Source organism: Candidatus Chloroploca asiatica, from assembly GCF_002532075.1.
Classification (GTDB): Bacteria; Chloroflexota; Chloroflexia; order Chloroflexales; family Chloroflexaceae; genus Chloroploca; species Chloroploca asiatica.
The window spans coordinates 1-12,214 of sequence record NZ_LYXE01000136.1; the positions used below are offsets into that span (position 1 = coordinate 1).

Here is a 12,214-nt window from a genome sequence, read left to right on the forward strand (position 1 = left end):
GGCCACGGTTCCACGCCTGATCAGGGTTGTGGCATCCTGATCAGGGCAGTTGCGTTGATGAGAGCAACGAGGCAGTGATTAGCATAGTTACAATGGCCGACATGAGGAACCAGGACAATCCTGGAGCGAAAACAAGTGCTGACGTGACCGCCCAGGCTGTTACACGGGCGGAAGCCCTACACCCGTGCAGAGGTCAGTGAAGAGCAGCTGCTGTTACACGGGCGCAAGTGGTTTCAAAGGGCAAGGGAAAGGGCGGGCGACGGGCACAAGCTGTTAGACGGGCAAAATCCCTACATCCGAGCAGAGGCTAGGCGACGAGCAAAAGCTATTACACGAGCAAGGGCGGGCGACGGGCAAAGGCTGTTAGGCGAGAAAAACTCTTTACACTTTCTTCAAGCTAGGATTATGTAAACTAGTGATTGCAGAGCCTTATCTTAGGTGTCTTAATAATGGCTAAAACCACGCCGGTGACGTAGATGCACCCCTGCTTGGCGCGCATCACTACGATGAGTTCTATCACATCCAGGGTTATACGCTGCGTCAGACCTGGCGAACCGAGGAAGCTGTGCCACTGATCGCGTCATACCGGCGGGTATGGGTGTTCTACAACCAGATGTTTCACACCGTGCCGCCGCTCGATCTCCCCTACCGCGAGGCAAGAAGATGGCGTGAAGGCAAGCTGGAACTCATCCTTTACGTTGTTGATGAACCGTAGACGGGATTGGGTCTGTTTGCCTGATCCGATGCTGGCTGGCACGCAACGTACCAAGTTCATGGGCGGCATACTCTGTCGCACGGAGGATGCGATCAAGGCTGGCCCGCACTTCGAGGTCAAGATTTTCCTCTTGCAAGAGCTGAGTTTCACCCATAATGACGGTCAGATGTTGGCTGATGTGATGTGCTGCGGCACGCATCGCCTCTTGCTGGAGGCGGAGACGCTCACGTTCGCGTTCCGCCTGCAAAAGACAGGCATAATCATTGGCGCGAACAAGCATTAGATGTAACAGATCTGCATTGATGGGCATAGAGAGACAGGCGAAGGCACCTGTGCGCAGTGCTTCGAGGCCGAAAGCCTCTACTTCAGGGGCATCAAGAACCAGGATCGGCACAGCGGGGAAGCGCTCTTGTTGCAGAATGCGCAACAAGGCAAGGCCACTCCCATCAGGAAGCATCTGGGCAATGAGGATAATGGCGGGATGCTGCTGTGCCAACTGTTCACGGGCTTCGGCCTGGCTACGAGCAACGAGCAGGGTGAACCCTTCTTTATCTGTGACCGTGCTTCGTGATAGCTCGATAAGGGAATCGTCTCCGACCACGAGCAATTGTGCCTGCATGATGCTTCCTTTCGCCGTAGGATGTGATGATGGGCTAGGATGGCGAGATTGCGTGAGCGTACCACTATCATATTACCAGAAAAAGACGAGGGTTAAAAAGCTTTTACAATTCAGGCCGTAGCTGGCATACCGGGCAAAAGAAGGTGCTACGTTGCGCAATGACCACACGTTCGATGGTGGTTCCACAGCGCTGACAGGGTTGACCAGCGCGATCATAGACAAGAAAATAGTCCTGTTGCTGGCCGCGACGTCCATAGCCATTACGGTAATTACGCAACGAACTGCCCTCGTGTTCAATAGCCTGGGTAAGGATGGCACGAATCGCCTGATGCAAGGCCGCGACACCATTGGCATCAATCGCAACAGCAGGCAGCAAGGGGTGCAGGCGGGCAAGCCAGAGGGCTTCGCTGGCATAGATATTGCCCATGCCGGCAATGAGGCGCTGGTCAAGGAGCAGGGGCTTGATTTTGGTGCGGCGTCCGGCCAGGATATGGGCAAGCGTTGCCGCCGTAAAGGTCTCTGCGAGCGGCTCGGGGCCATGAGCCGCGTCGAGTGCGGCAAGGCCATCAGGATCAAGCAGGCGTACGCGGCCAAATTTGCGCTCGTCATCAAAAAAGATCCGCCGCCCATCATCGAGGCCGATGATCAGATGGACATGCGTACGTGCCGGTTCTGCGGGATAATGAACGGTCAGGTTGCCCGACATACGCAGGTGGATCGCCATTGTCAGATCGTTCGCGAGATGAAGCAAGACCCATTTGGCACGTCGGGAGACCTGCGTAATGCATTGCCCGCTGATCATCGCAGCAAAAGCTTCGGCAGACAACGGCTCAAGCATGCGCTCCCAGTCGAGGTGTTCAAGACCAACGATGGTACGTCCTGTGACTTGTGAGGCGAGCGAGCGGGCAGCAATTTCTACTTCGGGTAATTCTGGCATAGCCTTCTTCGTAACAACAATTCAATCACGCCACTCGACGTCACCGTCGGCCCAATGTTCTTGTTTCCAGATCGGTGCAAGCGCTTTGATCCGATCCATGATGTACTCGGCAGCCTCGAAGGCTTCGTGGCGATGGGGTGCCGCGACAACTACGAGCACCGCCGTCTCGCCAATGGTGAGTTTGCCTACCCGGTGATGCACAGCGATACGGCCAACACGCCAGCGGGTCCGGGCTTCATCGGCAAACTGCGTAAGAACCGGCACAGCCATTTCGGCATACGCTTCGTAGTAGAGCGAGGCCGTGGGCCGACCGCCAAAATGGTTACGCGCCACACCAGCAAAGGTGACGACGGCACCATCTTCAGGTGTCGTCACATACGCCACCAGTGGGGCAGGATCAAGTGGTTCAGCAGTAATAAGGAACGGCTGCATTGGCATCCTCTGTGCCACCACTAACTGGTGGAATAAACGCAACTTCATCATCCTGATGGAGTTGCGCAGACGGCTCGACGAAGGTCTGATTCACCGCAAAGAGCAGACGACCGGTATAGCCAGCCAGACGGGGATAGGCCGTCACCAGGGTTTGCCAGAGCTCGGCGACCGTGGCGTGATCAGCGACCTCATAGGTTTGTTCAGCCTGGCCCACAATATCGCGGTGACCGGCAAAAAAGCGTACACGCACCGTGATCATGACGATTGCTCCGTATATGCTTGGGGGCCAGAACCTGTTGGGCGCAGCGCCTCGGTCTCAACCCGACGCCAGAAGGCGCTGAAGCGCCGCGGGGCTGCGCCACGCCAGTGTACCAGAGGCTGAGGTTGGTAGACAACAACCTTGAACTGACGACGCAACTGCTGAACATACCGATTGAAGCGAGGAGCGACGCTCGTGGTCACATGGATCTCGTCGGCGGCGTGGGTTAGACAAAACGTACGGATCGTCTCAACAACCTCACCCCGATAGACAAAGCCATTCCGGCCTTCAAGCGCCTCAAGCGCCGACTCATAGAGAAAAAAGAGCCGCTTGAAACTGAGGCGGGCCTGCTGCAAGAAAGGCTCATCAAAGACAAAGATCGCCGGTGCCTCAGGAAGGGCCAGCAGCGCCGGATCAACCGAACTGAGGCTATCGCCATGTAACCAGACAATTGCATTCGGCATAGACATCCTCACTCAGCAAAGAGGCGGACAGCGAGTTCTTCATAGCTTGCATCAAAGGGGCAACCCTCGCGAGCAAGGGGGCAGGTGGCGCAGTAGGCCCCGCCACTGAAGCGCTCGACATTCTCGCGGTTGAAGAAATAGGGCTTGTGGCTAAAGGTACTGGCAATCCATTGCCACGAGAGGCTATTCGAGGCAGGGTCGCCATCGAGCAAATGACGGTAGAAGAGCGCGGCTCCATCGCGCCAATCGATGCCGCGCCAATGTTGCAGATAGGCGGCGACCCACATCCGGGCGTGATTATGCATATAACCGTCGGTATAGAGCTCACGCAGCGCTGTATCAAGGCAGACCAACCCGGTCGCAGCCTGTTCGACATCGGCAGGCACACCTCGCTCACGGCGCAAGGACACTTTAGCCGGCTCAAGATCCTGGTGAACGGCCTCGCCTTTCTCGGCATACACGAGTTGCCAGAAGGCACGCCAGGCCAATTCATTGACAAACTTGGCGAGACCGGGGCCGGGCGCAAAACGAGTCACGAGGAAATCTCGCACCTCGGCGAGCCCAAGGATGCCGTGGCGAAGATAGGGTGAGAGCAAGGAGACGCCACGACGGACGACATCATTGCGAGTACGGGCATAGTCGCGGGGATCAAAGTCACGCAGACGACGGAGCGCGGCACGGCGCCCGCCAGGGGTAGGCGCAAGCTCAACTGGGCCTTCATAGAGGCCAGCGAGGGCTTCGGCAAGATAGGCAGCGCGTTCGGCACGCGTTGGCTGATCAGTTTGCAGACGCATCATAGTGGCAGGATACCATACTTCAAGGTTGGCGTAGTAATGGTGTTGCTGGGCCTGATCCGTGCGCCTCAGGGCTACCGAAATCAGGCCCAGCAAAGAGATGGCGCTGGTTCGCGAGCTGTTCCGCATCAAAGGGGCGCAAGGTCGCAATCAACGCAAGCAACTCGGCACGCGTAAAACCCGTCGCCTCAATGAGCATAAAGGCTGTTGGATCGACAAGGTTCGGCGGTATGGCAGCATTGGTTGCCTCGGCGTCACTGACAGGATCAGGGTCACGACGCAGTGCGACGCGATACCGCTGGTTGAGTCCGGGTTGCAGCGTAACTTGCCAGGGGCCCACCGTTACCTCGTCTTCACCGGTCGGCGTCTCGTCATAGCCAAAAAGCAGCATCAAACGCTGCGCTTCGCCGAGATAGATCAACGCAATAGGCATATCGATCAGATCCGTACCGGTCAACCATAACAAGAGCGCCCGATCCGCCGCTGGAGGCGAGGTCGGTAACCAGGGCGGCGTTGCGATCGTAAGCATACGGTCAGGATCGGTGACAATCCGTTCTAGAATCAAGGGCAAAGCGGGATCGGCACTTGCAAAACGCGGCGCTTCACTAAACTCACCAATGCCAGTCCATGCTCGTTCAATCGCAAAGGCGGCACGGATCTGCTCGGCATTGAGGATAAAGCCTTCATCCAGGAGTTTCCAGGTCACGCGACTCGTCTGGGTTCCACCAGCGGGGCCAAGCAACTCCGTCGCGCTCCGTAACAGGCCGTGTTGCAGATCAAAAGCCAGCAAAATGACCACCTGACGGGCACTCTCGGCATCATCGGCAGGCGGCAACCCAAGCGGGCTCGTGCCAGAAAAACTGACAATCTGCACCATCCGCCCGCCGTCCTGTTGCCTTCCAAGCAGGCGCAGATCAGGCGCAGTTTGGGCCTGACGTAGGTAATGAAGCGGAATCAACCACGGCCCAGTGAGGAGGCGCTCATCACGGGCACGCACCTGACCCGCCGCATCAACATCCTGATCAAGCAAGATCGGATATTCTTCACTCCATCCTGAAACCAAAGACCCATAGAGTGAAGGCACATAGGCTGAGTCAATGGCATAGGAGAGGCGGCGCGCCCCATCACCAATCTGAAGTTCATATGGTGCCCCGCCGTCGCGGTGGCTCAATTGCAAACGATGACGGGCCGGCAGGCGGGGATCAAGCCACATCTCGGCGCGCATAGGTGCCACGAGGGAGTCGCTGAAATACCAGAGCGTTTCGTAGCGCGCATACCAGACCCCATTTTGTTGTTGCGGGGTTGTATACCGTTCGATGGCCCGACTAATGAGAGCCTGAGCATCAACTGGCTCGCTTGCAGTACGCTCAACGACCTGCACTGGTTGGCGGAGAAAGCCAGGCAAGACCAGGATCGCAATGAGCACCAAGACACTGACGGGCACCAGCACCATCCGCGATGCACGCCAGTTGAAGGCATGGCGCTCTGTGGGTGGCGTCGCAATCCGCACAAGCTTGTGCGCCAGCGCATCGGGCAGCAACTGGTCACGCAGCGCCTCGCGGAGGGCTGCTTCGAGGGCAGGCAACAGCTTGCCCCAGGTCTGTTCAAACGTGCGGCAGAACGCACAGGTTGCGAGATGCCCGCGCACGGCCCCTGTCTGGCGTGAACCAACCGACGGATCAGCCAGCACCACCCGCACCGGCGCGCACAACTCACTACTGACCCGGTCAGTCAGCGACATCCCAGCGGCAGGCCCGAGCGCCCTTGCAGCAGCGATCAGGGCCTCGCGTGCTGCGGCTGGTTCCATCCCCAGCACCGTTGCAAGACGAGCGCCATCGTACCCACGCAACAGATAGAGCGTCAACACCATCCGTGCTTGCAATGGCTGACCAAGCAGACTCCGATAGAGGGGCGGCAGATCGACAGGCAAACGAAGCGGGCGCTGCTTTTGTGATCGGGCCTGCTCGCGGTCGGCCACGATCAGCACACGCGCCAGGAGCGCAGGCTCATCAACGGGCAGATCAGGCGGATCAGCCAGCAGATCCTTGATCAGCGCCTTGAGCAGCCTGGACGCCTGACGCTCATCGCCAGCCGCAACAAGGGCGACCTGATAGAGCGTAGACCCATAGAGCGCCAGCGTCTCTTCGATAAACTCAGCAGCGATAGCCATGATCAACGACTCAAGACTGCACCAGCGCGGTCAAAGCGGCGCCCCGAGCGAGCCCCTGGCACCGGTACCGAAGCCAGGATCTCATCGAGAATCGCCGAGGCAGTCACGCTCCGCACTCGTGCAGACGGACTAACAATCATACGATGGCCGAGGACCGGGCCGACCAGGGCCTTGACATCATCGGGCGAGACAAAATCGTGGCCGCGCATCGCTGCCCTAGCCTGGGCCGTACGATAGAGAGCCAGTGAACCACGGGCACTCGCCCCGAGATAAATATCATCGTGGTGACGAGTCGCCGTCACCACCGCGACAATATACTCCTCGATGAGATCATCAACATAGACCTCTTTCAACGCTTGTTGCAGCGCGATCAACTCATCAATTTCCGCCACAATGGGCAAGCTTTCAAGTGGATGCATCTGACGTTGGCGCTTTAAGATGGCAATTTCATCGAGCCGATCTGGATAGCCAAGATGGAGGCGGAGCAAAAACCGATCGAGTTGAGCCTCGGGCAACGGAAAAGTACCTTCATACTCAATCGGATTCTGGGTGGCAAGCACAATGAAGGGCGAAGGCAACGGATGCGTCTCACCATCCACCGTAATCTGGCGCTCCTCCATCGCTTCGAGCAGAGCGCTCTGCGTCTTGGGTGTCGCCCGATTAATCTCATCAGCAAGCACAATCTGGGCGAAGACCGGGCCGGGACGAAACTCAAAGTCGCGGCTTTGCTGGTTAAAAATAGACACACCCGTCACATCAGAAGGCAGCAGATCGGGTGTAAATTGGATACGCTTGAATGTCCCACCAATCGAGCGGGCAATACTCTTGGCGAGCACAGTTTTACCGGTACCGGGCACATCTTCGAGGAGCACGTGGCCCCGGCAGAGCAGCGCAACAAGCACCAGTTCAACAGCCTGCTGCTTGCCAATAATGACGCGCTCGACATTCTGAAAGATACGCTCGGCAAACTCCTTAATGATGACCATGTAGCCTCAAAATTCGCGAAACATCTTTACATAGGATGCACTGGGATCTTCATGCAGTATACCACAGTGCAATTGGCCCTGCGGGGTATGCGTTGTTAGGTCTATCGGCGGAGCGTCGTTCCCGCCCACGCGGGAACCCAGGACGGTCTTGCGCACGTGATCCGTCATTCCCGCGCACGCGAGAACCCAGGTCTGGGCCATCCCGCGCCAACTACGGCGTCGCAAGCACCACTGCGGCGGGGGACTCTATCAGAAACTATGCGCAGGGCAGGTGACACCGTTTGAGGAGAGCCGCCCGTGCCGTGGGCGTAAACACCTCGGCGAGCAAGGCAAAGGTCACCTTCGTGGGCTTGCGCGGGTGCATTGCTGGAAAAACACACCCCCTCGGCTACGGCGTACGAAGTCGGCCTGCACCAACTGGATCAGGCTACGAAAGCGGCCTTTGCGTCCCAGAAGCCAAGCCGTTTCCGGCTACGGCAGAAACTGCCGTAGGCGAGATGCCCGGGGCCTGCGGCCCCAAAGCCCTGGCCGTAGGCGGCTTACCTTGAAACAAGGACATCCCGCACAAGCGCCTCGGGCACATCATCGCGGATGACGACATGGCCGATAGCGGTGGGCAAGACCCAGCGCACCCGGCGAGCCTGGACTTTTTTGTCGCGGAGGGTGAGGGCGAGGATCGCCGAGGGATCAAGTTCAGGGGGCATGGTCGTAGCGAGACCGTAGGCACCGAGGACGTTTTGCTGGCGCTGGACGAGATCGGCGCTACAGAGCTTCATCGCAAGGGCAAGGCGGGCAGCGGCGTGCATACCAAGCGCCACAGCCTCGCCGTGCAGCAAGGTGCCATAGCCCATCAATGCTTCGACAGCGTGACCAATGGTATGGCCGTAGTTGAGGGTAATCCGTTCGCCCTGTTCGCGTTCGTCGCGGCTCACCACGCCAACCTTCACCGCCACGGCCCGCCGAATGATGGCGGTCAGGCGCATCGTCAGGTCGTCATCATCAGGCGTCCAGCAGCCTCCAGGTGCCGCCAGATTCCAGCCACGCTCAACAGCGAGCGCTTCGAGTTCAGCAAAGAGGCTGGCGTCGCTGATCACACCATGCTTGATCACTTCGGCCCAACCGGCACGCAATTCGCGGGGGGCAAGCGTTGCCAGGGTTGCTGTGTCGGCGAGCACAAGCTGTGGTTGATGAAAGGCTCCAATCAGATTTTTGCCAAGTGGGTGATTAATTCCGGTCTTGCCACCAACGGCGGCATCAACCATTGCCAGCAGCGTCGTCGGTAGCTGGATCACGGCAATGCCACGCAGCACACTGGCAGCGGCAAAACCGGCCAGATCGCCGATCACACCCCCGCCCAACGCCAGGATGGTATCACGCCGCTCGACGCCACCACTAATCAACCAATCGTAGAGCAAGCCCAGTTGCGCACTACTCTTGCTGGCCTCACCCGAGGGAACAGTAGTAAAATTCACGGTGAAGCCTGCCGCACGCAACATCGCCACCAGTGGCCTCCCATACGGGTGCGCCACAGCCTCATCACAAACCAGCCAGAGCGTCCCACGCAAACCGAGGTTCTTCAACCATTCAGGGAGAGTCGTCAGAGCCTGGGCTTCGACCAGCACCGGATAGCGGGCACGTTCCATCGTCACCATCAACGTCTCGGCAGCATTATCCATAGACTGTTCAACCAGCAGCTTTCTCTATCAAAAGGGACGGATGCTACGATACTCTTCATTGTACAATGAGTAGCATGATATGGCGCAGGTCCTTGAACATAACCTTCAGCCTCTGTTCCCGCAAGGAAACCTGCAGGTATACGCCGCCGCGATCCTTGGGCGAACAGAGCCGTGTCCCGGCGCACACCTCTGGCAGGTTTGAGGGGTTAGATTTCGTTGCTTTCGGTCGGTACAAGCTAGCGACGCTAGCTTGTACCGACCGGAAGCAATCAGATTTGAGGGCGCAGCCCTCAAGCATACATGTTAGGGCACGAGCCCTGAAAAGGAACCTACCATGAGCACCACCACTGAGGTGATCGAGGTGAACATCTGTGGCATGGATTGTGCCGATTGTGCGGCGCATGTGCAGCATGCGCTGGCGGCCCTGCCGGGCGTGGAACATGCGACGGTGCTGCTATCGGCAGAGCGGGCGGTTATTCGTGGTGATCCGGCGCTGGTCACGTTGCCGGCGCTGCGAGCGGCGATTGAGGCTGCGGGGTATAGCGTGCCTGATCCCAAAGTTGCTGGTGAGCTAGGTTCTGTGAGTGGAACTGGGGCAACGCTGACACGCCAGGTCTTCACCATCTTTGGCCTGATCTTCGGTGCCGTGGTACTGATCGTGGTGGTGGGTGAATGGCTCGGTCTGCTTGAGGCCGTAACCGAAGTCGTACCCTTCTGGCTCGGAGCAAGCCTGGTACTCGTGGCTGGCTGGCCGGTCTTTGCCAATGTCGTTCGTGCGGCCTGGCGTCGCCAGATCATTGCCCATACGCTGATGACCGCCGGGGTTGTCGCGGCCCTCGCGGTTGGTCAGTGGGCGACGGCGGCTGTCGTGGTCTTTTTTATGCGCATCGGCGATTATGTCGAACATCTGACCGCTGAGCAAGCGCGTCGAGCGGTGCGCAAACTCAATGAACTGGCCCCACAGATGGCGCTTGTTGAACGCGAGGACGGAGAATATCAGGTTCCCGTAGCTGAGGTGCGGCCAGGAGAGACGGTCATTGTTCGCCCCGGAGGACAAATCCCGGTTGACGGTATGGTGGTGAGCGGTCAGGCACTGATCAATCAGGCCGCGATTACGGGCGAGTCGATGCCGGTCGAGGTAGGCCCTGGCGTGCAGGTCTATGCGGCGACGATTGCGCAACTCGGCAGCCTACGGGTGAAAGCACTGCACATCGGGGCAAACAGCACCTTTGGGCAGGTCATTCGGATGGTCGAAGAGGCCGAGGCAAACCGAGCGCATGTGCAGCGCCTGGCCGATCGTTTTGCGACCTGGTTTCTCCCGGTGGTGCTTGGCCTCGCCCTCCTGACGTTGCTCGTGCGACGTGATCCGCTGGCAACGGCAGCCGTCCTTGTTGTGGCCTGCTCGTGCTCGTTTGCCCTAGCGACCCCAGTCGCAATGCTTGCCTCGATCGGCAATGCCGCACGGCGCGGATTATTGATTAAAGGGGGCCGGTACATCGAATTGCTCGCCCGCGCCGATGTGCTGCTAGTAGATAAGACCGGTACGTTGACGATGGGGCGTCCGACGCTGACCCATATTGTGCCTTGCCACCCCGAATGGAACGAAAACGATCTGCTGACACTCGCCGCCACAGCCGAGCGCTATTCAGAACATCCGCTGGCCGAAGCGGTACGCGAAGCAGCACGTGAGCGCAACCTGCCCCTCGCAGCCCCAGACAATTTTAGCGTTGTGCCAGGAGTTGGGATCAAAGCAACGATCAACGGGCAAGAAGTGATGATCGGCAGTGCCCGTACCCTGGTTGGTGAACAGACGCTGACCCCAGAAGTGGTACGGCGTGAGGCTGAAGGCGGCAGCTTGCTCTACGTGACTGTGGACGGTGAATGCATTGGGGTGCTAGTCGCCACAGATACCGAACGGCCCGACGTGACGCGTGCGCTGACAACTTTACGGCACATGGGGCTGCACGAGATCGTCATGCTGACCGGCGATCGTGAAGCAACGGCAGCAGCTCTCGCCGAGCAGCTTGGCATTGCCTACCGTGCCCAGTTATTGCCTGAGGACAAACTCGCGCTGGTGCGCATGTATCAAGCACAGGGGCATACAGTCATCATGGTTGGTGACGGCATCAACGATGCCCCGGCGCTGGCACAGGCCGATATTGGGATCGCGATGGGCGTGACCGGGATTGACATCGCGATTGCAACCGCCCCGATCACCTTGATGCGAGACGATTGGGCATTGCTGCCCGAGTTGCTCGCCCTTTCACGACGGACGATGGGCATTGTCCGTGGTAACCTCGGGTTTACCGTAGCCTATAATCTGGTTGGCCTGAGCCTGGCGGCCCTGGGCTTCTTGCCGCCCATTGTTGCCGCCGCAGCCCAATCGTTACCTGATCTAGGCATCATGGCGAACTCGGCCCGGCTCCTCCACAAAGACTCAGCACATAGCGTTCATACGGCTGTTCAGGACGAATATCGACCGCACCCAGGGCCACAATCCGCCCATAGATAGCAACAACATACTCGCGACAGATTGCGATCGCCCGAGCCGCCTGAGCATCAGTCAGGCCGACCGCCAGCGTACAGTGGGGGATCCACGTCTCGGGGGCATAGTGGCTCCCCACTGACATACCAGTAGCAACAACCGCCTGGTAGAGCGTCTGTTGGATTTGCAAGAGGGCAAGGGTGGGTGTGGGGGCAAGAAAGACAATGCCATCACGTGCGAGGAAGGTTGCCGCCGTGGCAAAACTGATCTCGAACGGGGCAGTGGTGGCTGCGATTGCGCTAAGGAGGGGACGTAGCGTATAGGTATGCAACTGAGAACCGGCAAGAACCGTGACATGAGGACGCATGCCATACGCATCAAGCCGAGGCGTACCAAGCAAACGTGACAGCGTTGCCCACAAGTCACGGACCGCAGCCTCGGCGTGGCTATCCAAAAAAAGCTCGATAACACCTGTGTGCATCGCCTTGCATTTCAGTTGGTGGCATAGGGAACTTGCCGCTGTAGGCATATTATACCCGCCAGCGTCAACATCGGATAGTTGCAAAATGACAGGGATGCGCTACAATATGCACGTGATCAAAAATAAGTCACTCACTTGCTGAATGGGCGACGCAGATGCGTTCGGCCCAATTAGTGTTGATAGCCACTGTTATCCT

General features: G+C 58.5%; 11 protein-coding genes. 1 reads left to right on the forward strand and 10 read right to left on the reverse strand.

Going from position 1 to position 12,214, the window contains the following annotated elements:
• Positions 1–686 precede the first annotated feature (686 nt).
• The 9 genes from A9Q02_RS17675 to aroB all read right to left on the reverse strand — a co-directional run bounded on the left by A9Q02_RS17675 (position 687) and on the right by aroB (position 9,052).
• On the reverse strand, positions 687–1,334 hold the full coding sequence (locus A9Q02_RS17675; protein WP_097654410.1) for a response regulator: 648 nt from the start codon (positions 1,332–1,334) through the stop codon (positions 687–689).
• 103 nt (positions 1,335–1,437) lie between these two features.
• On the reverse strand, positions 1,438–2,271 hold the full coding sequence (gene mutM / locus A9Q02_RS17680) for a bifunctional DNA-formamidopyrimidine glycosylase/DNA-(apurinic or apyrimidinic site) lyase (RefSeq protein WP_097654411.1): 834 nt from the start codon (positions 2,269–2,271) through the stop codon (positions 1,438–1,440).
• Positions 2,272–2,292: 21 nt separating this feature from the next.
• Entirely contained in the window at positions 2,293–2,703 is a 411-nt protein-coding gene (locus A9Q02_RS17685; RefSeq protein ID WP_097654412.1) for a molybdenum cofactor biosynthesis protein MoaE, read from the reverse strand.
• Positions 2,678–2,962: a molybdopterin converting factor subunit 1 gene (gene moaD, locus A9Q02_RS17690; RefSeq protein WP_097654413.1), complete on the reverse strand. Its 285-nt coding sequence runs from the start codon at positions 2,960–2,962 to the stop codon at positions 2,678–2,680. The genes A9Q02_RS17685 and moaD overlap by 26 nt, the downstream gene beginning before the upstream one ends.
• Positions 2,959–3,426 (reverse strand): hypothetical protein, encoded by a 468-nt coding sequence (locus tag A9Q02_RS17695; protein ID WP_097654414.1) that lies wholly within the window; start codon positions 3,424–3,426, stop codon positions 2,959–2,961. The genes moaD and A9Q02_RS17695 overlap by 4 nt, the downstream gene beginning before the upstream one ends.
• Before the next feature lie 8 nt (positions 3,427–3,434).
• Positions 3,435–4,223, reverse strand: coding sequence for an FAD-binding domain-containing protein (locus tag A9Q02_RS17700; RefSeq protein ID WP_245860648.1), 789 nt, complete (start codon positions 4,221–4,223; stop codon positions 3,435–3,437).
• Positions 4,224–4,242: 19 nt separating this feature from the next.
• Positions 4,243–6,390 carry an anti-sigma factor gene (locus A9Q02_RS17705; RefSeq protein WP_097654415.1) on the reverse strand — a complete coding sequence of 716 codons (2,148 nt, stop codon included), beginning with the start codon at positions 6,388–6,390 and terminating at the stop codon, positions 4,243–4,245.
• A 2-nt stretch (positions 6,391–6,392) separates the two neighbouring features.
• Positions 6,393–7,376 (reverse strand): AAA family ATPase, encoded by a 984-nt coding sequence (locus A9Q02_RS17710; RefSeq protein WP_097654416.1) that lies wholly within the window; start codon positions 7,374–7,376, stop codon positions 6,393–6,395.
• A gap of 539 nt (positions 7,377–7,915) precedes the next feature.
• The gene (gene aroB, locus A9Q02_RS17715) at positions 7,916–9,052 is read right to left on the reverse strand and encodes a 3-dehydroquinate synthase (protein ID WP_245860650.1); all 1,137 of its coding nucleotides are present in this window, start codon (positions 9,050–9,052) and stop codon (positions 7,916–7,918) included.
• Positions 9,053–9,386: 334 nt separating this feature from the next.
• On the opposite strand from aroB, the gene A9Q02_RS17720 reads away from it, so the two are divergent.
• Complete coding sequence (locus A9Q02_RS17720) at positions 9,387–11,564, forward strand: heavy metal translocating P-type ATPase (RefSeq protein ID WP_097654417.1); 2,178 nt, start codon at positions 9,387–9,389, stop codon at positions 11,562–11,564.
• Here the strand turns inward: A9Q02_RS17720 and A9Q02_RS17725 are convergent.
• A complete protein-coding gene (locus A9Q02_RS17725; RefSeq protein ID WP_172451098.1) occupies positions 11,455–12,018 on the reverse strand; it encodes a 2'-5' RNA ligase family protein in 564 nt (187 codons plus the stop codon). The genes A9Q02_RS17720 and A9Q02_RS17725 overlap by 110 nt on opposite strands.
• Between the last annotated feature and the right edge of the window lie 196 nt (positions 12,019–12,214).